The organism is Methylorubrum populi (genome assembly GCF_002355515.1).
GTDB lineage: Bacteria > Pseudomonadota > Alphaproteobacteria > Rhizobiales > Beijerinckiaceae > Methylobacterium > Methylobacterium populi_A.
On sequence record NZ_AP014809.1, the window covers coordinates 1,939,185 to 1,960,624 of the forward strand.

21 protein-coding genes are annotated in these 21,440 nt (G+C 70.2%); 7 read left to right on the plus strand and 14 right to left on the minus strand.

Annotated elements, in window-relative coordinates:
- Nucleotides 1-6: 6 nt before the first annotated feature.
- The gene (hisS, locus tag MPPM_RS08895) at nucleotides 7-1,518 is read left to right on the plus strand and encodes a histidine--tRNA ligase (protein WP_096484745.1); all 1,512 of its coding nucleotides are present in this window, start codon (nucleotides 7-9) and stop codon (nucleotides 1,516-1,518) included.
- A 73-nt stretch (nucleotides 1,519-1,591) separates the two neighbouring features.
- Here hisS and MPPM_RS08900 read toward each other — a convergent pair whose 3' ends face one another.
- From MPPM_RS08900 to MPPM_RS08915, 4 genes are read right to left on the minus strand one after another with little or no spacing between them, the layout of a single operon-like run.
- Nucleotides 1,592-2,377 (minus strand): hypothetical protein, encoded by a 786-nt coding sequence (locus tag MPPM_RS08900; protein WP_096484746.1) that lies wholly within the window; start codon nucleotides 2,375-2,377, stop codon nucleotides 1,592-1,594.
- Between the two features lie 58 nt (nucleotides 2,378-2,435).
- Nucleotides 2,436-2,819, minus strand: coding sequence for a DUF3618 domain-containing protein (locus MPPM_RS08905; RefSeq protein WP_096484747.1), 384 nt, complete (start codon nucleotides 2,817-2,819; stop codon nucleotides 2,436-2,438).
- Nucleotides 2,816-3,229, minus strand: coding sequence for a phage holin family protein (locus tag MPPM_RS08910; RefSeq protein WP_096484748.1), 414 nt, complete (start codon nucleotides 3,227-3,229; stop codon nucleotides 2,816-2,818). Before MPPM_RS08910 ends, MPPM_RS08905 begins: the two co-directional genes overlap by 4 nt.
- A 12-nt stretch (nucleotides 3,230-3,241) precedes the next feature.
- Complete coding sequence (locus MPPM_RS08915; protein WP_096484749.1) at nucleotides 3,242-3,748, minus strand: hypothetical protein; 507 nt, start codon at nucleotides 3,746-3,748, stop codon at nucleotides 3,242-3,244.
- A gap of 527 nt (nucleotides 3,749-4,275) precedes the next feature.
- Between MPPM_RS08915 and MPPM_RS08920 the strand changes: the two genes are divergently transcribed.
- From MPPM_RS08920 to MPPM_RS08940, 5 genes are all read left to right on the plus strand, one after another.
- Entirely contained in the window at nucleotides 4,276-5,697 is a 1,422-nt protein-coding gene (locus MPPM_RS08920) for an alpha,alpha-trehalose-phosphate synthase (UDP-forming) (protein WP_096484750.1), read from the plus strand.
- A gap of 76 nt (nucleotides 5,698-5,773) precedes the next feature.
- A complete protein-coding gene (gene glgX, locus MPPM_RS08925) occupies nucleotides 5,774-7,867 on the plus strand; it encodes a glycogen debranching protein GlgX (protein ID WP_096484751.1) in 2,094 nt (697 codons plus the stop codon).
- A gap of 95 nt (nucleotides 7,868-7,962) precedes the next feature.
- Complete coding sequence (gene upp, locus MPPM_RS08930) at nucleotides 7,963-8,613, plus strand: uracil phosphoribosyltransferase (RefSeq protein WP_096484752.1); 651 nt, start codon at nucleotides 7,963-7,965, stop codon at nucleotides 8,611-8,613.
- A 156-nt stretch (nucleotides 8,614-8,769) separates the two neighbouring features.
- Nucleotides 8,770-9,780 (plus strand): NAD(P)H-quinone oxidoreductase, encoded by a 1,011-nt coding sequence (locus MPPM_RS08935; RefSeq protein ID WP_096484753.1) that lies wholly within the window; start codon nucleotides 8,770-8,772, stop codon nucleotides 9,778-9,780.
- Between the two features lie 104 nt (nucleotides 9,781-9,884).
- Entirely contained in the window at nucleotides 9,885-10,163 is a 279-nt protein-coding gene (locus MPPM_RS08940; RefSeq protein WP_096484754.1) for a hypothetical protein, read from the plus strand.
- A gap of 84 nt (nucleotides 10,164-10,247) precedes the next feature.
- On the opposite strand, the gene MPPM_RS08945 is transcribed toward MPPM_RS08940, so the two are convergent.
- From MPPM_RS08945 to MPPM_RS08965, 5 genes are all read right to left on the minus strand, one after another.
- Nucleotides 10,248-11,129, minus strand: coding sequence for a 3-hydroxybutyryl-CoA dehydrogenase (locus tag MPPM_RS08945; protein ID WP_096484755.1), 882 nt, complete (start codon nucleotides 11,127-11,129; stop codon nucleotides 10,248-10,250).
- Between the two features lie 141 nt (nucleotides 11,130-11,270).
- Nucleotides 11,271-12,224, minus strand: a complete 954-nt coding sequence (locus MPPM_RS08950) for an electron transfer flavoprotein subunit alpha/FixB family protein (RefSeq protein ID WP_096484756.1) — start codon at nucleotides 12,222-12,224, stop codon at nucleotides 11,271-11,273.
- A gap of 70 nt (nucleotides 12,225-12,294) precedes the next feature.
- Nucleotides 12,295-13,044, minus strand: a complete 750-nt coding sequence (locus MPPM_RS08955; RefSeq protein ID WP_096484757.1) for an electron transfer flavoprotein subunit beta/FixA family protein — start codon at nucleotides 13,042-13,044, stop codon at nucleotides 12,295-12,297.
- A gap of 161 nt (nucleotides 13,045-13,205) precedes the next feature.
- Nucleotides 13,206-13,778 carry a cob(I)yrinic acid a,c-diamide adenosyltransferase gene (locus tag MPPM_RS08960; protein ID WP_096484758.1) on the minus strand — a complete coding sequence of 191 codons (573 nt, stop codon included), beginning with the start codon at nucleotides 13,776-13,778 and terminating at the stop codon, nucleotides 13,206-13,208.
- A gap of 124 nt (nucleotides 13,779-13,902) precedes the next feature.
- Nucleotides 13,903-14,541 carry an acyloxyacyl hydrolase gene (locus tag MPPM_RS08965; RefSeq protein WP_096484759.1) on the minus strand — a complete coding sequence of 213 codons (639 nt, stop codon included), beginning with the start codon at nucleotides 14,539-14,541 and terminating at the stop codon, nucleotides 13,903-13,905.
- Nucleotides 14,542-14,808: 267 nt separating this feature from the next.
- Here MPPM_RS08965 and MPPM_RS08970 point away from each other — a divergent pair, with 267 nt between their 5' ends.
- On the plus strand, nucleotides 14,809-15,309 hold the full coding sequence (locus MPPM_RS08970; protein WP_173807898.1) for a lipocalin-like domain-containing protein: 501 nt from the start codon (nucleotides 14,809-14,811) through the stop codon (nucleotides 15,307-15,309).
- 14 nt (nucleotides 15,310-15,323) lie between these two features.
- Here the strand turns inward: MPPM_RS08970 and MPPM_RS08975 are convergent, their stop codons facing one another.
- The 5 genes from MPPM_RS08975 to pxpB form a co-directional block, all read right to left on the minus strand.
- Nucleotides 15,324-15,509, minus strand: a complete 186-nt coding sequence (locus tag MPPM_RS08975) for a twin transmembrane helix small protein (RefSeq protein WP_017485169.1) — start codon at nucleotides 15,507-15,509, stop codon at nucleotides 15,324-15,326.
- A gap of 66 nt (nucleotides 15,510-15,575) precedes the next feature.
- Nucleotides 15,576-18,287 (minus strand): TIGR02302 family protein, encoded by a 2,712-nt coding sequence (locus MPPM_RS08980; RefSeq protein ID WP_096484760.1) that lies wholly within the window; start codon nucleotides 18,285-18,287, stop codon nucleotides 15,576-15,578.
- A 201-nt stretch (nucleotides 18,288-18,488) separates the two neighbouring features.
- Nucleotides 18,489-19,568 carry an apurinic/apyrimidinic endonuclease family protein gene (locus MPPM_RS08985; protein ID WP_096484761.1) on the minus strand — a complete coding sequence of 360 codons (1,080 nt, stop codon included), beginning with the start codon at nucleotides 19,566-19,568 and terminating at the stop codon, nucleotides 18,489-18,491.
- A gap of 46 nt (nucleotides 19,569-19,614) precedes the next feature.
- Nucleotides 19,615-20,634, minus strand: coding sequence for a 5-oxoprolinase subunit C family protein (locus MPPM_RS08990; RefSeq protein WP_096484762.1), 1,020 nt, complete (start codon nucleotides 20,632-20,634; stop codon nucleotides 19,615-19,617).
- Nucleotides 20,631-21,356 carry a 5-oxoprolinase subunit PxpB gene (gene pxpB / locus MPPM_RS08995; RefSeq protein WP_096484763.1) on the minus strand — a complete coding sequence of 242 codons (726 nt, stop codon included), beginning with the start codon at nucleotides 21,354-21,356 and terminating at the stop codon, nucleotides 20,631-20,633. Before pxpB ends, MPPM_RS08990 begins: the two co-directional genes overlap by 4 nt.
- Between the last annotated feature and the right edge of the window lie 84 nt (nucleotides 21,357-21,440).

A 21,440-nucleotide genomic window follows, 5' to 3' on the forward strand; every position in this document is an offset into this window, starting at 1 on the left:
GACGACATGGCCAAGGCCGACACCCTGAAACCCCGCCTGCCGCGCGGCTTCCCCGACCGCACCGAGGCCGACCTCCTGGCCCAGGGGCGCATGCTGGACACGATCCGGCAGACCTTCGAGCTCTACGGCTTCGAGGCGCTGGAGACGCCCTTCGTCGAGTATACCGAGGCGCTCGGCAAGTTCCTGCCCGATCTCGACCGGCCGAACGAGGGCGTGTTCTCGTTCCAGGACGACGACGAGCAATGGCTCTCGCTGCGCTACGACCTGACGGCGCCGCTGGCCCGGCACGTGGCCGAGAACTTCGACGCGATCCCCAAACCCTATCGCAGCTACCGGGCGGGCTACGTCTTCCGCAACGAGAAGCCGGGGCCGGGCCGCTTCCGCCAGTTCATGCAGTTCGATGCCGACATCGTCGGCGCGGGCTCCGTCGCGGCCGATGCCGAGACCTGCATGCTGATGGCCGACACGCTGGAGCGGCTCGGCCTCGCCGGCCAGTACGTGGTGAAGGTCAACAACCGCAAGGTGCTCGACGGCGTGATGGAGGCGATCGGCCTCGCCGGTCCCGACAAGGCCGGCCAGCGCCTCACCGTGCTGCGCGCCATCGACAAGCTCGACCGTCTCGGCGCCGACGGCGTGCGCCTGCTGCTCGGCCCCGGCCGCAAGGACGAGAGCGGCGACTTCACCAAGGGCGCCGGGCTCGGCGACGACGCCATCGAGCGCATCCTGGCCTATGTCGGTTTCGAGGCCAGCCCGCACGAGGGCGCCGACCGGATGGCATTCTGGGAGAAGTTCTTCGGATCCTGGCACGCGGTGGTCGGCGATTCGGAGACCGGCCGCGAGGGCATCGCCGAACTCCACGCGATCATGCGGCTGTGTGAGGCGGCCGGCTACGGTCACGACCGGGTGCGGGCCGATCCGAGCGTGGTGCGCGGGCTCGAATACTATACCGGCCCCGTCTACGAGGCGGAGCTGACCTTCCCCGTCACCAACGAGGACGGCCAGACCGTGCGCTTCGGTTCGGTGGCGGGCGGCGGGCGCTACGACGGCCTTGTCGGGCGCTTCCGCAGCGAGCCGGTGCCGGCGACCGGATTCTCCATCGGCGTTTCGCGGCTGTTCTCGGCCCTGCGGCTGACCAAGAGCCCGCTGGTGGAGGGCGCGGCCAAGCCCGGCCCTGTCGTGGTGCTGGTCTTGGATCGCGAAAACATCGCCGAGTATCAGGCGCTGGTCGCCCGGCTGCGTGCGGAAAACATCCGGGCCGAACTCTACCTGGGTGCTGCCGGGATGAAGGCGCAGATGAAATATGCCGACCGCCGCCGCGCGCCCGCGGTGGTGATCCAGGGCTCGAACGAGCGCGAGGCCGGCGAGGTCCAGATCAAGGATCTGATCGAGGGGGCCCGCGCGGCCGAGGCGATCGCCAGCAACGCCGAGTGGAAGGCGGCGCGCCCCGCTCAGGTCTCGGTGCCGTTGGAGCGGTTGGTCGAGGCCGTCCGCGAGACGCTGGCCCGGCATTTCGGGTGAGGCGTATCAGGGAGTTTGCCCTCTTACGCGCATCCCCTCTCCCCACAGGCGGGGAGAGGGGCGTGTCTTTTCCTTAAAGGCGGTGGGCCGTCCGCTCGGACTCGTCGAAGCCCGGCGCGGAGCCGGTCGCCGGACCGCCCTGTGGGCTCCCTTCCGCGCTCGCCCGCTTGACCGCCGCATCGAGATTCTCGGGGTCGAGCGCGGTCTCGACGAAGGCGCGGCCGCGATGGGTCAGGTCGCGGGCGTAGCGGATGCCCTGGTCGCGCAGGTCGTCGGCGTAGGGGCCGAGCGCCCGGTCCTCCTGGCGGGTGCGCGGCAGGAGTGCGCCGAGCAGCAGGCCGGCGGCGAGGCCGACCACGCCGACGAGGAGCGGGTTCTCGGAGATGAACGCCTCCGTGGCGGTGCGGCCCTCGTGCAGGCGTCGGGTGCCGCGATCCGCGAGGTCGGCGGCGCGCCGGCGATGCGTGTCGTAGCGGTCCTCCGCCCAGGAGCGGGCATCCTCGTAGGTCTCGCTCGCCCGCTCCCGGGCCGCGCGGACCGTGTCGCCGGCCTGAGCGCGGGCCGATTCGGCGGCCTCGCCCACCCGGTTCTTGATCTGGGAGGCCTGATCCGCCGCCTGATCCCTCAGGTTGCGCGCACCTTCCCGGGCCTGCTCGGCGGTGTCCTCCAATCCCGCCTGGAGGCGGGCATTGGCGTCCCGGCCCTGCGCGGTCGCCCGGTCGGAAATGTCGTGCAAATTGTGATCGACGCCGCTCTCGCGGGGCATGCCGGACCGGCCGGCGATGTTCTCCGGCAGAGTCTCCACGGGTGCGCCGACGGGCGGCGTGGTGGGGCCTTGATGGTTGGGACCTTGGCTCATGATGGGCTCCACGTCTTGCGGCCGTCGGCGCGGGGATTCGCGCGCGGCCCGTGAGGGATCAGACCTGACGCTCGGGCGGCAGGTCGTGGGTGGGTCGACCGCCGGGGGCGTCGGGGTCGTAGGTTCGGTCGGCGCCCGTGACGGTGACGGGCTTGGAATCCACCGGCACGAGGGCGCGGCTGGCCGGGCGCCGAGCGGTCCGCATGCCGTTGAGCAGCATGCCGACGCCCGCCGCGATCAGCAGCACCGGCAGGGGGTTGCGCCGCACGGCCAGCAGGGCGTCGTCGTAGAAGCCGCTGTAGGGCGTCTGCCGGGCCGAGCCGAGCATCTCATCGACCAGGCTCGAGGCGTTGAGGCGCCCCTGGATCCGGTCGATCGTCTCGTCGAGCCGGGCGCGGCTCTGCTCGATGTCCTTCTCCAGGTCCGAGATCGATTCGCTCATCCCGAAACCCTCTCCGTCAGCGCGCGGGCATCCTGCCGGACCTGCCGCGTGGTCCGGGTCGGCGCGAGATTCGACAGCGACATCGCCCGGGCGCCGATGACGCCGAGCACCACCGCCACGAGCAGCATGCCGCCGCCCACGAGCAGTGCTGCGAGCCATTCGGAGCCCACGAGCGTCGCGACGAACTTCACCAGCGCGCCGATCAGCACCAGCATCGCCGTTACCGCGAAGACGGCGGCCAGCACCATCATCGCCAGCCCGACGAACAACGAGCGGACGTTGTTCGTCATCTCCGTACGGAAGAGAGCGATCTCCTTGCTGGCAAGCTCGCTCGCCTCGCGCAGGGCATCGGCCACGAGGGATTGGATCGAGGAGGGGGGAGGAGGGGGGGAGGGGTTGGGGCTTGCCATGGTTGCGTCCCCTCAGGCCCGATAACCGCTGCGGGAGCGGTCGTAGGAGCGGTCCGCCTCCGCCTCGCCCGACGCCTTGACGAAGCGCGACAGCAGGAACCCGGCCGCGAAGGCCCCCACCGCGACGGTCACCGGCGAGCGGCGCGCATAGGCCTCGGCCTCGCGGTAGAAGTCGTCGAGGCTGCGGCGCTCGATCGAGCCGGCGAGGTCGTCGAGCCCCTCCGCCGCGCTGTCGAAGAAGGCGCGGATATTGGGGCGGTCGTCGAAGGTCTTTCCCGAATCGCGCAGGGACTTGGCGAGGTCCGAGACGGAGCGGGCGGCCTCGCCCTTGCGGTCGTCGACGTAGGAGAGGGCCTGCTGGCGCGCGGCGGCGGCGAGCCCCTTGCTCCGCTCGGCCGCGAGGCTGGCGGTGTCCTCCACGTCGTGGCGCAGATCCTCCAGGTCGGCCTTGGTGTCGGCCGGCTTGGTGTTGGCCGGCTTGGGGCCGCCGACGGGATCTGGGGACGCGGACGATGTCATGGGCGTGTCTCCGGGTAGGCTCGCCGGATCGGCGCGGATTGCGCTTCGATCTGCGATGAACTCGGCCGGAGAACCGTTTGCCGCCTCGTGGGGTTCCGCTCTCAGAACCCCTTCCGCGCGGCCTTCGCCGGACGGAGAGGGTTCGGGCGCAACGAGAAAACGCGAGGAAGCACCGGCGCTCCCATGTCGAGCCTGTCGAACGCCCCGGCGATCGCGCGCCCCGGACGGGATCTGCTCTCGATCCGGATGTCAGCGCCTGTTCAGCTTGGCTCTTGCATGGTGGCGACGGCTCTGCTGCACTGCGACGACCGCGTGGACGAACGCGGGCGGGCGTGGGGGCCGGGCGGGCGGATGCGGGGTGGAACAGCGGTGACATCGTCGAGCCGCGTGCTTGACCCACAGGTGGCGATGCGCTTGGCTGCCGCCCGACGGATCGCGCCAGGCTTCCGCGCGTTTTCCCCCAGACGCAAGACCCTTAGGCCGGCGCGCCCCGCGTGCCGGCCCCAGCGAGGACCGGAGCCGGGTTCGTGGCACGTCTGATCATTGTCTCCAACCGTGTCGCCGTGCCCGCCGAGGGCAAGGATGCGGTCTCCGCAGGGGGGCTCGCCGTCGCGGTCAAGGAAGCCTTCTCCTCCTACGAGGGGTTGTGGTTCGGCTGGAGCGGAAACATCTGCGACAATCCGAGCCTTGAGCCGGAGCTGATCGACCGCGGGCCGATCCAGTACGCCGTCCTCGACCTCTCGCCGCAGGATCACCGCGAGTACTATGCCGGCTTCGCCAACCGGGCGCTCTGGCCGATCATGCACTACCGGATCGGGCTGGGGACCTTTTCCCGCTCGGACTATGCCGGCTACCAGCGCGTCAACCAGACCTTCGCCCAGGCGCTCGCCAAGCTGGTCGAGCCCGACGACCTGATCTGGGTGCACGACTATCACCTGCTGCCGCTGGCGAGCGAGCTGCGTGGCCAGGGCATCGCCAACCCGATCGGCTACTTCCACCACATCCCGTGGCCGGCGGCCGACGTGTTCAACACCCTGCCCGCCAGCAGCGAGCTGCTGCGCGCCATGGCCGATTACGACCTGATCGGCCTGCAGACCGATTCGGACGTGCAGAATCTGTCGCGCAACTTCATCGACACGATGCGGGCGATTCCCCTCGGCGGCGGCTCAATGATGGTCGACGGGCGCCGGACCCGGATCCGCGCCTTCCCCATCGGCATCGATGTCGCCAGCTTCAAGGACGCCGCCGACAAGGCCGGCTCCAACAAGGTGGTGCGCGAGACCATGGCGGGCCTGCGCACCCGCAAGCTGCTGATCGGCGTCGACCGGCTCGACTACTCGAAGGGTGTCCCTGAGCGCATGGAGGCGGTGGACCGCTTCTTCGCCTCGAACCCGGACCAGCGCGGCAACGTCGTCTACATCCAGATCACCCCGAAATCCCGCAGCGAGGTGCCGGAATACGAGCAGCTCGCCCGCGAGGTGAACGAGAAGGTCGGCGACATCAACGGCATGCTCGGCGAGCCCGCCTGGACGCCGATCCAGTACGTCACCAAGGCCTATCCGCGGCCGGTCCTCGCCGGCCTCTACCGGGCGGCCCGAGTCGGCCTCGTCACGCCGATGCGCGACGGCATGAATCTGGTCGCCAAGGAATACGTCGTCGCCCAGAGCGAGGAGGATCCCGGCGTCCTCGTGCTCTCGAAGTTCGCCGGTGCCGCGCGGCAATTGCCCGAGGCGCTGCTGGTGAACCCCTACGACCGTTTCGAGGTCGCCGAGGCGATCCGGCAGGCGCTCTACATGCCCCGGGGCGAGCGCCTGGAGCGCTGGAAGCCGATGGTCGAGCGCATGCTGCGCGAGGACGTGGATTGGTGGGCGCGCAACTTCATGGCGGAGCTGGAGACCTTCCGCACCGTCGAGCGCGAGCCGCCGACCGCGGCGGCGGCGGCGGAGTAGTCTTCGCCCGGGCGACGAATCGGCCTAAGTCGAAGCGTGGCCTCGTTTTCAAGGCTCCGCTTCACGAAGGACCGGAATGATCGTCATCGAGGAGGGCCTGCCGACACCGCTCGGCGCGCATTTCGACGGCCGCGGCGTCAACTTCGCCCTCTTCTCGCAGAACGCGACCCGGGTCGATCTCTGCCTGTTCGAGCCCGGCGCGCGGCACGAATCGCGCACGATCCGCCTGCCCTGCCGGACCGACGACGTCTTCCACGGCTACCTGCACGGCCTGCTGCCGGGCCAGCTCTACGCCTTCCGGGTATTCGGCCCCTGGGATCCGGCCGCCGGCCACCGCTTCAATCCGGCCAAGCTCGTCCTCGACCCCTATGCCCGCGAGATCGCCGGCCGCATCCGCTGGCACGACGCGCTCTACAGCCACCGCCACGGCGGCGCCCGCGAGGATCAGATCGACCGCCGCGACAGCGCGCCCTTCCTGCCCCGCGGCGTCGTCACCCGCCCCGACACGCCCGACCCCGTCGGCTCGCCGGCGCCGCGCCCGCTCCACGAGACGGTGATCTACGAGGCCCATGTCCGGGCGCTGACCCGGACGCATCCGGCCCTCTCGGAGGCCGAGCGCGGCACGTATCTCGGGCTCGCCCATCCGGCGATCATCGAGCACCTGTTGAAGCTCGGCGTCACCGCCCTCGAACTCCTGCCGATCCAGGCCTTCGCCGACGACCGCTTCCTCGTCGACAAGGGGCTCGTCAATTTCTGGGGCTACCAGCCCTACAACTACTTCGCCCCCGAGCCGCGCTATCTCGGCGAGGGCGGGACGAGCGGGCTGCGCTTCGCCATCCGCGAACTCGCCTCGGCCGGCATCGAGACCCTGATCGACGTGGTCTACAACCACACCGCCGAGGGCGACCATCTCGGGCCGACGCTCGCCTTCCGCGGCATCGACAATGCGAGCTACTACAAGCTCGACCCGGAAAACCCGCGCCGCAACATCGACTGCACCGGCTGCGGCAACACCCTGAACGTCGCCCATCCGCGGGTGATGCGGATGGTGCTCGACAGCCTGCGCCACTGGGTGACCGCCTACGGGGTCGCGGGCTTCCGCTTCGATCTCGCCACCAGCCTCGGCCGCGCTCCGAGCGACTTCTCCCCCCAGGCCGCCTTCTTCCAGGCGGTGCAGCAGGATCCCGTCCTCTCACGGGTCAAGCTCATCGCCGAGCCCTGGGATATCGGCATGGGCGGCTACCAGCTCGGCGGCTATCCCTACGGCTGGAGCGAGTGGAACGACCAGTTCCGCGACAACCTGCGCGGGTTCTGGCGCGGCGACGCCGGCACGCTCGCCAAGCTGACGCAGGGCCTCTCGGGCTCCCGCGAGATCTTCCTGCCCTCCGGCCGCTCGCCGCTCGCCAGCATCAACTTCGTCGCCTCGCATGACGGCTACACCCTCGCCGACGTGGTCGCCTACGAGGAGAAGCACAACGAGGCCAACGGCGAGGCGAACCGCGACGGCCACGGCCACAACCTCTCGGCCAATTACGGCGTCGAGGGCCCGACCGACGATCCCGGCATCCTGGCGGTCCGCGCCCGCCAGAAGCGCAACATGCTGGCCTGCGTGTTCTTCGCCCAGGGCGTGCCGATGCTGCTGATGGGCGACGAGCGCTCGCGCTCTCAAGGCGGCAACAACAACGCCTATTGCCAGGACAACGCCCTGAGCTGGATGGACTGGGCGAACGATCCCGATCCGACGCTCACCGAATTCGTGGCGAACCTCGCCGCCCTGCGCCGTGCCTGCCGCTCCCTGCGGCGGCGCCACTTCCTCGTCGGCAGCCGCGTCGGCGAGACCGAGCTCAAGGACGTCCACTGGCTCTCCCCGGACGGCACCGAGATGGACGAGGCCGCCTGGGGCGACGGCGAGCGCCGCGCCTTCGGCATGCAGATGAGCAACGACATCGAGGGCTCGGAGCGCGTCCTCATCCTCATGAATGCGGCGCCCGAACCTTGTCCCTTCGCCCTGCCGCCGGCCCTCGGCGGTCCCTGGCGCCCGGTTTTCGACACCACCCTCGCCACCGGCGCGGTGCCCGACGGAACCCGCGCTCCGATCCGGACCGGCGGCACCGTCGATCTGCCCGAGCGAGCGGTGCTGGTGCTGAAGTCGCCCCCTATCCTCGATTGAGCCGCTCAACCGGGGAAACGACGCGTGCGTCTCGGCTTCCCGACCGCCCCGTGGCATCGTGCACCGCGGTTCCGACAGGGATGAGGACAGGTTCGATGCAGGTGGAGAGCGGCGGCGCGGCGCGGGTGACGGTGGTCGATCACCCCCTCGTCCAGCACAAGCTCACGATGATGCGCGACGGCGAGCGTTCGACCAAGGGGTTCCGCGAACTCCTCAACGAGATCGGCATGCTGCTCGCCTACGAGGTGACCCGCGACCTGCCGCTCGAACCGGTCACCATCCAGACGCCGCTCCAGCCCATGGAAGGGCGCCGGATCGCCGGCAAGAAGCTGGTGCTCGCCCCGATCCTGCGGGCTGGCGTCGGCTTCCTCGACGGCATGCTGTCGCTGATGCCCTCGGCCCGCGTCGCCCATGTCGGGCTCTACCGCGATCCCGACACACTCCAGGCGGTGGAATACTACTTCAAGAGCCCGTCGGATCTCGCCGACCGTACGGTTCTGGTGCTCGATCCCATGCTCGCCACCGCCAATTCCGCGGTGGCAGCGGTGGAGCGGCTCAAGAGCCGGGGCGCGAAGGATCTCCGCTTCGTCTGCCTGCTCGCCGCGCCCGAGGGCATCGCCCGCTTCCAAGAGGCGCATCCCGACGTGCCGGTCTGGACCGCGGCGATCGACAGCCACCTCAACGACCACGGCTACATCGTGCCGGGCCTGGGTGACGCCGGCGACCGGATGTACGGCACGCGCTGATCTTTTCGCTTTTCGATCCAGAACTCTGTTGGTGGCGAGGCTGCCGTCTTGACCTCGCGGTGACGATGGCGGTTCCGGCTCGACGTGCCCCGTCCCATGCGCCATGTGACCCAAACTGCGAGCGACCAACCCGCCGCGTGAGTCCGAGGAGACCCCATGCCAAGAAATCTGCCCGAGACCATGCGCCAGATCCGCTTCACCGGCGCGGGCGGCCCGGAGGTCATGGCGGTCGAGACCGTGCCGCTGCCCAAGCCCGCGGCCGGGCAGGTTCTGGTCGAAGTCGTCGCGGCGGGGGTCAACCGGCCCGACATCATGCAGCGCCAGGGCAGCTACCCGCCCCCCAAGGGCGCCACCGAGATCCCCGGTCTCGAGATCGCCGGCCGGATCGCGGCGCTGGGCGAGGGCGTGACGGGGTTTGCGGAAGGCGACGAGGTCTGCGCCCTCGTCATCAGCGGCGGCTATGCCGAGTTCGCGGTGGCCGAGGCGGGGCAGGTGCTGAAGCGGCCGGGATCGCTCTCGCTGGTTGAAGCCGCCGGCCTGCCGGAGACGGTCTTCACCGTCTATTCCACGGTGATCCAGCGCGGGCGGCTGCAGAAGGGCGAAACCTTCCTCGTCCATGGCGGGTCGAGCGGGATCGGCACCACCGCGATCCAGATCGCCAAGCAGCACGGCGCCCGCGTCCTCACCACCGCCGGCTCCGCCGAGAAGTGCCGCTTCTGCGAGGAACTGGGTGCGGATGCGGCGATCAACTACCGCGAGGCTGATTTCGCCGAGGAGGTGAAGCGCCTCACCGACGGGAAGGGCGTCGACGTCATCCTCGACATGGTGGGCGCGGCCTATCTTCAGAAGAACATCGCTTCTCTGGCGGTGGAGGGGCGCCTCGTCCAGATCGCCTTCATGCAGGGCTACAAGGCCGAGAGCCTGACGCTGACCCCGATCATGCTCAAGCGCCTGACGATCACCGGCGCGACCCTGCGGGCCCAGGCCAAGGAGGCCAAGGCCGCCATCGCCGAGGGGCTGAAGCGGGATGTCTGGCCGCTGGTTGAAGCGGGCAAGATCCGGCCGATCGTCCATGCCACCTTCCCCCTGGAGGAGGCGCGCAAGGCCCACGAACTGATGGAGACGAGCAGCCACACGGGCAAGATCCTGCTCGTCACGGGGCGCTGACGGTACAGGTTCCGCTAGGAACTCTCCAAGCCTGACCGGCGTTGGCGACGCATATCCCGATGCGAAACCACGCCGCTCTCACGAGGGCGAAGGAGAGACACTTCATGGCGCAGATCGAGAACCAAACCGATGCCCGCCAGGGCGCGAAGGGCAAGCCCGTCCTCTACGTGCTGGTGGCGAGCCTCGTGCTGCTGGCGGTGGCCACCGTCGGCCTCCTGAGCTGGAACCGGGCGGAGACCACCTCCGACTACGCCGGCAAGAGCCAGGAATCCTCCCGCGAGATGACGACGGGTTCCGTCAACAAGGCCCCGTCCTCCAACAGCGGCAACGTTCCGGCCGAGAACCCGGCCTATCCGCAGCCGGCGCAGAAGTCGGCCCAGTAAGGTCCGGCGCCCGGACCCACGAAAAGGCCGCCCGGGACAGCGTCCCGGGCGGCCTTTTGTTTGTGGAGGTGGGCGTCCGGCGCATCAGCGCGTCGGGATCGGCGTCTCGCCGCGATAATCGTAGAAGCCGCGCTTGGTCTTGCGGCCAAGCCAGCCCGCCTCGACGTACTTCACCAGGAGCGGGCAGGGCCGGTACTTCGAATCGGCCAGCCCCTCGTAGAGCACCTGCATCACCGACAGGCAGGTATCCAGGCCGATGAAGTCGGCGAGCTGCAGCGGCCCCATCGGATGGTTCGCGCCGAGCCGCATCGCCGTGTCGATCGATTCCACCGAGCCCACGCCCTCGTAGAGGGTGTAGATCGCCTCGTTGATCATCGGCAGCAGGATGCGGTTGACGATGAAGGCCGGGAAGTCCTCCGACATGGTCGAGGTCTTGCCGAGCCGGGCGATGAAGACCTTGGCCGATTCGTAGGTCGGATCCTCGGTGGCGATGCCGCGTATCAGCTCGACGAGCTGCATCACCGGCACCGGGTTCATGAAGTGGATGCCGATGAACCGGTCGGGCCGGTCGGTCGAGGCCGCCAGCCGGGTGATCGAGATCGACGAGGTGTTGGTCGCGACCAGGGCGTCGGGCTTGAGCGAGGGGCAGAGCGTCTGGAAGATCTTGCGCTTGGTCGCCTCGTCCTCGGTGGCCGCCTCGATGACGAGGTCGCACGCGCCGAGATCGTCGAAGGTCGGCGCGACGCCGATCCGCTCCAGGGCGCCGCGACGCTGCTCGTCGCTGAACGTACCCTTCTGAACCTGGCGCGTCAGATTCGCGTCGATCAGGCCGAGAGCGGCGTTGATCCGCTCCGGATCGCGGTCGTTCAGCCGAACGTCCAGGCCCGATGCCGCGCAGACATGCGCGATCCCGCTGCCCATCTGGCCGGCACCGATGATGCCGACCGTCTTGATCTCGATGCCCATACCCGTATCGCGTCCTGCCTGCTGCGGCATCGTCCTCAATCCGCACCCCTAGAATGCGGCACTGCAACAAATGCGTCAAACCGGTCACAAGCCGCAGGGTCGCCGGACCGATTCGACAGGGTGTCGCTGGTCGTCGGCTCGTTACCGGTCCTTGGCCTTGGCGATCTCGGCCTGCAGATCCGGAACGACTTGGAACAGGTCGCCGACGAGGCCGTAATCCGCGACTTGGAAGATCGGGGCGTCCTCGTCCTTGTTGACCGCCACGATCACCTTCGAGTCCTTCATGCCGGCGAGATGCTGGATCGCGCCGGAGATACCGACCGCCACGTAGAGGTCGGGCGCCACCACCTTGCCGGTCTGGCCGACCTGCCAGTCGTTCGGGGCGTAGCCGGCATCGACCGCCGCGCGGGAGGCGCCGACCGCGGCACCGAGCGCGTCGGCCAGCGGCTCGATCAGCTCCTTGAACTTCTCCGCCGAGCCGAGCGAGCGGCCGCCGGAGACGATGAACTTGGCCGAGGCCAGCTCCGGCCGGTCGGACTTGGCGATCTCCTCCGACTTGTAGGTGGCGCCGAGCGCGTCGGGCGCAGCAGTCGAGAGCGCCTCGACCGGGGCGGCGGCGCCGCCCTCTTCCGCCGGCTTGAAGGCCGCCGTGCGCACGGTGATGACGCGCTTGCCGGCACCCGCCTTCACGGTCTGGATCGCGTTGCCGGCGTAGATCGGCCGCTCGAAGGTGTCGGGCGCGACGACCTTGATGATGTCGGAGATCTGCGCGACGTCGAGCAGGGCGGCCACCCGCGGCAGGGTGTTCTTGCCCGTGGTCGTGGCGGCGGCGACGATCGCGTCGTAGGGCTCGGCGATCGCGGCGATCAGCGCGGCACTCGGCTCGGCGAGGTCGTGGTCGTAGGCGGCGTCCTCGGTGTTCAGCACCTTCTCGACGCCGTCGAGTTTGGCTGCGGCGTCGGCCGCCGCCCGCGAGCCGGAACCGAGCACCAGGGCGTGGATGGGCGCGCCCAGTTCCTTGGCCGCGGTCAGGGCCTTGAGGCTGCCATCCTTGATCTGTCCGTTGGCGTGCTCGACGTAGAGGAGCGTGGTCATCGGCGAAACTTTCGAAGAGGGGAGGGGGCGCCGCTCGACCGGGACCGGGAGCGGCGCGGCCTAAAAGACGTCAGAGCACGCCGGCTTCGACCTTGAGCTTCTGCACCAGCTCGGCCGCGGAGCCGACCTTGACGCCCGCCTGCCGGCCCGGCGGTTCGGCGACCTTGAGCACGGTCAGCTTCGGCGTGACGTCGACCCCGAGGCTCTCCGGAGACAGCTCCTCCAACGGCTTCTTCTTCGCCTTCATGATGTTGGGCAGCGATGCGTAGCGCGGCTCATTGAGGCGCAGGTCCGTCGTGACGATCGCCGGCAGCTTCAGCGAGACGGTCTGGAGGCCGCCATCGACCTCACGGGTCACGTCGATGCTTCCATCGCCGAAGTCGAGCTTGAAGGCGAAGGTGCCCTGCGGCCAGCCAAGCAGCGCCGCGAGCATCTGGCCGGTCTGGTTCGAATCGTCGTCGATCGCCTGCTTGCCGAGGATGACGAGGTTCGGGCTCTCCTTTTCCACGACGGCCTTCAGCACCTTGGCGACGGCGAGCGGCTCGCAATTCACATCGGTCTTCACGAGGATCGCCCGGTCGGCCCCCATGGCGAGCGCGGTGCGAAGCGTCTCCTGCGCCTGCTGCGGGCCGATCGAGACGGCGACGATCTCGCTGACCTTGCCCTTCTCCTTCAGACGGATCGCCTCCTCGACGGCGATCTCGTCGAAGGGGTTCATCGACATCTTGACGTTCGCGAGCTCCACGCCCGACCCATCGGCCTTGACGCGGATCTTCACGTTGTAATCGACGACCCGCTTGACGGGCACCAGAACCTTCATGGCTGTCGCTTTCCTCCGCTCCTGCGAGGTCCCGGCGTCACTTGACGGACGGCTCTCGGACCCGCTTGACCGCGCTTGATGGGATTGTCGGGGCGGCGGGACCGTAGCGAGGCGATTTCCCAATTGTCAACGCGCCTGACCGGAGCGCGACTTACGGAAGCTCAACGGTTTTGCCCGGGCACCCAGAGCACGTCGTCGGCGCCGTCGCGGTTGGCCGCGCGGGAGGCCACGAACAGGAAGTCCGACAGTCGGTTGAGGTACTGCAGGGCTTCGGCCGAGATCGCCTCGCTCTCGATGCCCGACAGGGAGACCACCAGCCGCTCGGCGCGGCGGCAGACGGTGCGGGCGAGGTGGAGCGCGGCGGCGGTCGCCGAGCCGCCGGGCAGGACGAAGGACTTCAGCGGCGGGATATTGGCGTTGAGCGCGTCGATCTCCGCTTCCAGCCGCTGGACCTGGGCGGCGACGACCCGAAGCGGCTCGTAGCCCAGCGGCTTATCGCTCGGCGGCGTGGCGAGGTCGGCGCCGAGATCGAACAGGTCGTTCTGGATGCGCGCCAGCATCGCGTCGAGGGCGGGCTCGGCGGTGAGGCGGGCGAGACCGATGCAGGCATTGGTCTCGTCGACGGTGCCGTAGGCTTCTACCCGCAGATCCGCCTTGGAGCGGCGCTCGCCGTTAGCGAGCCCAGTCGTGCCCTTGTCGCCGGTGCGGGTGTAGATGCGGTTGAGCTTGACCACGGCGTCCCTCCCGCGGGCTTGATGTTCTTCGAAGAGAAAAGACCCGCCGGGCGATGTCTCGCGCCGGGCGGGTCTTTGCAAGCGGCAAACGTCTGGCAGGCCGCGAACGCGGCCGGTGCTGCCGTCAGAAGGTGTAGCCGAGCTTGCCGCCGAAATTGGTCAGGCCGCGGTTATCGCCGCACAGGCCGGCATTCGACATGTGCTCGACGGTGGCCATCACGCTCCAGTGCTCGTCGATGCGGAAGCCGAGCGCCGCCGCCTCGCGGAACAGCGGGTTGCAGCCCAGGGCGTTGAAGCCGTAGGGGGCGTTCGCCTTCAAGCCGGTATAGCCGTTATGCGCGGCGCCGCCGAAGAAGCCTTCGAGGAAGACGCGTCGGCCGAGGGTCTCGGGGAAGAGATCCACGGTCCAGGTGGCGCCGATATAGGCGTAGCTGGTGCGGCCGCCGGTGTTGTAGCTGCCGCCCACGGTGGGCCGCGGCACGAAGGCCTGCCAGAACGGGTCGGTGGTCACGAGCGGCTTGGCGAACAGGATTTCGCCGTTGACGTTCGCGGTGCTGAAGCCCGGAAGCTTGCCCTCGGCGCTGCCCGGATCCTGGACCGAGCCGCCGATGCGGATCTCGGAGACGATCGAGTAGGGCTGGACGGGGGCGAAGTAGGGCGGTGCGGCGGGGGCCCGGGCGGCGCCGAGATCGGCGGCCTGCGTGGCCGTGATGGCCGAGCCGGCAAGAACGCCGACGAAAATCCGGGCAAGAGGTGACTTCATCGGCGGTCGATCCGTCCGTTTCAACCCGCCTCGAATATCACGACGCCTTGAGCACAGCCCGCGGATTCATCCGCCTTCGGCGCTTTTGCCCATCCGGTGGGGCGCCGACGCCACACTCCGGTCGGACCCGGCATCGCCGATCGCGGACGCATCCGTCGGGGGCGGTGCCCGCACAGGGTGAGTCAGTCGCGATCATGCATCCGCTGCGCTCCTCTCGCGTTGGACTGGGCGATCCCGGTGAGGGGCGCGCCGGAGCCGGGGGAAGCAATGCGGACGACGATGGTGGCGATGGGGATGGTCGGCGCGGCGGTTCTGGCCGCCGGCCCGCAGCCGGTCCGGGCGGCGGACGAGGCCCGTCTGACCGGGCTTTGGAAGCTCGTCTCCTACGAGGTCGAGGTGCGCGAGAGCGGCGAGAAGCTGCCGGTGATGGGGGCGCACCCGACCGGCTACGCCTATTTCACGCCGGAGAAGCGCGTCTTCTTCGTCCTGACCGGGGAGGGCCGCAAGCCCGCCGAGACCGAGGCGCAGCGCGCCGCCCTGATGGGCACTCTCGTCTCCTATTCCGGGACATTCCGCCTCGACGGTGACAGCTGGACCGCCGATCTCGACGTCGCCTGGGATCCGAAATGGGTCGGCACGAAACAGACCCGGATGTTCACCCTCGACGGCGACCGGCTGCGGGTGCTGACGCCCTGGCGGGTGATGCCGAACTGGGCCGACCGGGGCGAGACCCGCAGCATCGTGACCTTCGAGCGCGGCAAGGAGTGAGGAGAGGCGGCCCCTCAGGCCGCACGCCACCAGACCACACCCATGATGACGATGATGGCCACGAATTGCAGGAGCACGCGCAGGCGCATCAGCTTCTGCGAGAGGTTGGCGCTGCCGCCGCGCATCATGTTGACGAGGCCGAGGAGCAGCACCACGGCGACCGCGAGGCAGGCGAGGAGAACGAGCTGGTTGGCGGACATGGGTCGTTGATCTCGTGAAGGACCGCGCTCACGCGAGCGCGGCCCGGGCGGTGGGTGTTCGGGGCGTCAGTTCCGCCGGAGCAGGCGCTCGAAATAATCGAGTTCCTCCTGCGGGCGCGAGGGGTCGCCGAGCTTGCGCCGCAGCTCCTCCATGATCCGGCGGGCGCGCTGCACCGCGGATTCGTCGGCGTTGGGCACCCGGACATTGCCGTTCGAGAGGTCACGCCCGCGGGTCGGGCGCCCGAGCGGATCATCGTCGGCGGAGCCGGAGCGGCCCTGCCGGCCCTGCGACTGCCCGTCCTGCTGGCCCTCGCCCTGGCCTTCGCCCTCGGCCATCTGCTGCATCTGTTTCTGCATGCCCTCGGCGCCGCGCTTCAGCCCGTCGAGCGCGCGGCCCTGGGCGTCCACCGCGTCGCCGTTGCGGCCGCGGCTCAGCGCCTCCTCGGCCTCGCGCATGGCCTCCTCGGCATCCGCCAAGCCCTCCTCGCCCTGAAGCCCCTGCTGCTTCATCCGGTTCTTGAGATCCTCGAGCTGCTCGCGCAGGCCCTGCTGGCGCTGGCCCATGCTCTGGCCCTGCTGCCCGCCACCCTGGCCCTGCTGACCCTGGCCCCGCTGCCCCTGCTGACCGCGGCCCTGTTGGCCTTGCTGACCCTCCTGGCCCTCGCCCTGCTGGCCGGGCTGTTGCCCGCGTTGGCCCTGCTGCTGGCCCGGCTGCGGCCGCTGGCGCTGACCGGGGCGCTGCTGGCCCTGCTGCCCTTCCTTGTAGGTCTCGTCGCGCAGATCCTGCTGGTCGCGGGACATCTTGTCGAGCTCGTCGAGCTGACGGTTCATCTCGGCCATGCCGCCGTCGGACTTCTGGCCGCCCTCGGCGTTCTGGAGATTCTCCAGCACGTTGCGGAGCTGGTCGAGCAGGCGCTGGGCTTCCGCCGTGTCGCCGCGCTGCATCGCCTCCTGCATGTCCTTGACCATCTTCTCCAGATCGCCGGGCGTGACGGTCTGGCCGCCTTGCTGCTGTTGTCGGCGCTCCGCCTGCTGCTGGCGCTGCGGCTTTGCGCGCTGGGCGAACTCCTTCATGAACTTGTCGAGGGCCTGTTTCAGATCCTCGGTGAGCTTCTTGATCTCCTCGTCCGGCGCGTTGCGGTCGATCGCCTCCTTGAGGCGGTCCTGGGCGGCGCGCAGGGCCTTCTCGGCATCCGAGAGGTCGCCGTCCTCGATCTTGAGGGCCATCTCCCACAGGAGATCGGCGACATTGGTGAGATCCTCGTCGGACTTGGCCGCACGCAGGCGGTTGGCGGCGGTGGTGAGCCCGAGGAAGATCCCCGGCTGCGGCGTGAAGCGCTCCGGGGCGATCCGCAGAGCGTCGAGGGCCGTCTGGACGCGGGCGCGGTCCGCATCCGGCGCGGTCACGAGGCGGCGGCGCTCTTCGGCCAGCGCCCGGGCGAGCGGCTGGCTGAAAGGCCTGGCCGGCAGCACGATCTCGGCGGTCTCGGTGCGGCCCTCCTGTCCGGCCTCGTCGCGCACCACGAGAGTGAGCTTCACCCGCGCCCCGGACCAGGGATTGTCGGTGAGATCGACCAGCGTCTTGGTCTCGGTCTCGCCGGTGGCGTCGGTGGGAAGCGCGAGCGCGATTTTGGGGACGGGCACGAGCGAGCGGCCGACCTTCAGCGGCTCGACTACGCCCTCGGCGGAGGCGATGCCGTAATCGTCCTTGGCGCGATAGGTGATGTTGAACGTGCCGCGGCCGTTGACCTCCAGGTCGCCGACCCGGGTCACTTCCGGCGGCCGGTCCGGAATCGTCTCGATCACGAGGCGCTGCGACTCAGACCCCGAGGTGGCGATGCCGAGTTCGGCGGTACCGCCGGCGAGCCGGAAGCGCTCCTCCCGCAGGCTGGTGCGGGCCTCGCCGCCCTTCCCGCCATTCTGCGCGGCACCCTGCGGCGCGGGCCGGTTCGGCGCGGCCTTCTCGTCCCGGGGGATCGGCACCAGGGCGGCGTTCGGGGTCAGCTCCGCCTCTCCCTGGCCGGCGATGCGCACGATCAGGGTCGAATTGACCGGCGCGCGCAGGCGCTGCACCGCATCCTTCTGGGCGCCCGACATCGTCACGATCAGCGGCGGCACGCGGGTGTAGATCGGCGGATCGATCCAGCCGTCGACGCGGAAGCTCGGCGCGGCGGCCTGCGCCTCACGCCAGTCGAAGGCGGCGGCAACGCGCCCGCGCCATTCGGGGCCGGCGACGAACAGGGCGGCGAGCGCCGCGACGAGGACGCCGGCGCGCAGAGCCAGGGGATCGTGGCCCGCCATGTGCGGGCGCGGCCGGCCGGCCTTCAGCCGTGCGACCGCCGCAGCGGCCCGCGACTGGTGCAGGGCCCAGAGGGCGCGGGTGACCGGGTCGCTCTGGCCGACGGCCAGCGTGTCCTCGATGGAGGAGGCCGGATCGTGGGCGCTGTCCCCCTGGCGAGCCGCCTCCCGGTCGATACGGGCGAGCGCCTCGCGGCGGCTCAAGGGACGCAGGCGAAGGGCGGGAAGCAGCGCCGCGACGAACAGGAGTGCGAAGAGGCCGAGCCCGACCATGCGCCCGAGCGGCGAGAGGTCGAGCCAAAGGCCGAGCCACGACACGGCGAGGAAGGCGAGGGCGACACCGAGGCCGCGCCACAGCACCGGCCAGGCCCGCTCCCAAAGGCCCGCCGCCCGCGCCCGCGCCACCAGCCGATCGAGGCGATGGCGCGCCTCGCCTTGCCGGCCCTCGCTCGCGGAGATCGTCCGTTCGGCCTGGCTCATCGTGTCCGGTCGCGGCTCCCACGGGCGCCGGGCTCCCGAGCCCCGCGCACGATCACGCAAGCTAGCATGGTGACGGGCGCGCTCCGCCGGGTCAAATCCGCCCAGCCGCGCTTCGGCCGCGATCCCGCTCCTCCTTTCGCCGCCGTCGCGAGGCGGGGTCGAAGCGGTGACGGAGAGTCGCCGTGGGATCCGGCCGGGGAGTCAGGCGGCGGCGAGGGCGAGGTTGCGCCCGATCCCTGCGGCGAGCGGCACGCTCGCCTGGTTCTTGCCCTTAGCCTCGATCTCGAAATCGCTCCAGACGAGGTGGCGGGCGACCAGGGCATTGACCGCCTCGTTCCACATCAGGTCGGAATGGGCCGCGAGGTCGCGCCAGGAATGGCCCTGGCTCGAGAGCGCTTCGAAATCCGGCAGGGCGACCGGATCGTGCTCGGGCAGCAGTGTTTCCCGTGAAACGCTGATGTGGCTCACCGGCCGCACGCCGCGCCAGGAGGCGATCACCGCCTGGATGCGGGGATCATCCGGCTCGATGTACTCGCCGCGGCTCTCGACCCAGTGATGATGGAGGTCGAGCACCACCGGCACCCGGTCCCCGAGCCGCAGCACCGCGTCGAGGCCGAACAGAGACTCGTCGTTCTCGACGGTGAGCAGGTTGCGCGCCGTCTCCGAGATCAGGGACAGGTTCTCGCGAAACCCTTCGATGCCGGGCTCGCGACCGCCGATATGGATGTTGACGTGGGCGCCGAACGGGTGCCAGCCGCTGCCGTAGCCCAACATCGCCATCACCTCGGCGTGGTACTCGAGTTCGGCGATGCCGTTGACCTGCGCATTCGGGTTGCGCGAGGCGATGATGCAGAACGGGCCGGGATGCATGCTGAGGCGCACGCCGCCCGCCCGCGCCCGCTCGCCGATCCGGGCGAGGCCGGCCTCGATCAGGGCGCGCATCGCCGGCTCGGCATAGAGCGGCCGGGCCACCGGATGGGTGTAGCCCGGCAGGACCGAGCTCGCCATGCGCAGGAGCCGCTCCAGTGGCGGCCTGTCCGAGACCCAGGCGATCTGGCGCTCCAGGGCCGCGAGGTTGTGGCGCACCACGCCCTCCAGCTTCTCGTATCGCGCGGCCGGTCCGAGGCGCTCCAGATGCGCCATGGTCACCGTACCGAGATTCATCAGCTTGGCCGCGTCCTTCGCGGCCTTCAGGGTTTTGTGGGCCGGATCGGGATCGGGGATGAAGGTGCAGCAGAAGCCGAGGCGGGGCGGCTCGGAGGGGTTCGGTGTGCGCGACATGGCCCGATAACGCGTCAGGCCCGGCTTCGGCCCCCGGCGAAAAACATCAATCCTCCGTTCGCAGGGCGTCCACCGCCACCCCCGCGAGGTTGGCGCCCATCAGCCGCTCGGCCTCGCTCTCGACGAGCCGGAGGCGCGTGCCCAGTTCCGCGATCCGCGCCGCCGCCTCGCGGGCGAGGCGGGTCGCGGTGGCGAGACCGACCGCCTCGAACCGGACCGGTTCCCCGGGCCGCCGCTGGGCGATCAGCCGCAGGTCGGCGGAGATCACGGTGGCGATCTTCGGGTAGCCGCCGGTCGTCTGGCGGTCGGCGAGCAGGACGATGGGGCGCCCGGAGCCCGGCACCTGCACCGAGCCCGCCACGGTGGCGTCGGAGACGATGTTGAAGCCGCCCGGGCCGTGGGCGATCGCCGGGCCGTCGAGCTGGTAGCCCATCCGGTCGGCCCGGTTCGAGACGGTGAAGGTTTCGTGCAGGAAGGTCGCGCGGCCGGCGTCCGAAAAGAGATCGTCCTGGGGGCCGAGGACGACGCGGATCGGTGCGGTCCGCTGCATCGGGATTGCGTCGAGGCCGGCATCCGCCTCGCTCGACGGCGAGGCGGTCAGCGGCAGGCGGTCGCCCTCGCGCAGGGCGCGTCCGTCGAGGCCCCCGAGCGCCGCGCGCTGATGCAGGGCGCGGCTGCCCATCACGCGGGGGACCGAAAACCCGCCGGACACCGCGAGATAGGCGAACACCCCCTCGCGCGGCCGCTCGATCGTCAGCTCGGCGCCTTCCGGCAGGACGAGGGAGCGGTGCGCGGCCACCGGCTCGCCGTCGAGGCGCAGGCCGCTCGGGGCGCCCGCCAGCGCGAGCCGCACCGCCCCGCCCTCCGCCCGCAGGCGGGCCCCGGCGAGCCCGAGTTCGAGCGCCGCCGCATCGGCCGGGTTGCCAACGAGGCGGTTCGCGGCGGCGAAGGCGAGCGGGTCCATCGGCCCGGAGGCCGAGAGGCCGTAGCGGAGATAACCGGGCCGGCCGCCATCCTGGACCGAGGCCGCGCCGGCGAGGCGAATGAGGTGGAGACGAGCGCTCATCGCTGGCACAGCTCGGCTACCGGCTCGCCGGCCTCCGCCGCGGCGGCCAGCGCGTCCCACCGGTCCGGGGGCGTCGGGACGAACCGTACCCGGTCGCCGGGGTGAAGCAGGAAGACGGGATCGCGCTCCGGCACGAAGGTCCTTTCGGGGGTTCGCCCCAGAAGGTGCCAGCCGCTCGGGGCGGCGATGCTCGCCACCAGCGCCTGGGCGCCGCCGATGGAGATGGTGCCGGCCGGCGTGACCGGGCGCGGGGCGGGCCGGCGCGACAGCGCGAGGCCGGGGTCGAGCCCTTCGAGATAGGCGTAGCCCGGCAGGAAGCCGATCATCGCGACCCGGTATTCGGGGGCGCTGTGGCGCTCGATCACCGCCTCCGGCGCGATCCCGTGATGCGCGGCGACCGCCTCCAGATCGATCCCGAATGCGCCGCCATAGACGACGGGGATACGCCACAGGCGCGAGGCGGGGACTTCCGCGAGCGGCTCGCCCGCGAGCGCTAGGACGATGCGGCCGAGTTCGGCCGGGTCGGCGAGCAGCGGATCGAGATGGACGGTCAGCGAGCGGTAGGTCGGCACCGTCTCGCGCAGGCCGGGCGGCGCGCGCGCGGCGAGCGCCGCGTCGAGGGCGAGCACGCGGGCGCTGAAATCCGCGTCGATCCGCTCGCCGAACTCGATGGTGAAGGCCGTGTCCCCGCAGGCGAGAAGCCGGGGCGCGTCGTACGTCATGGCCGGCAGGCTAGCCGATCCGGTCGGCGGCTGCGAGATGAGGCTCTCGGCAGAAAGGCATGGTGCGATTCTGCCGAGGCTCCC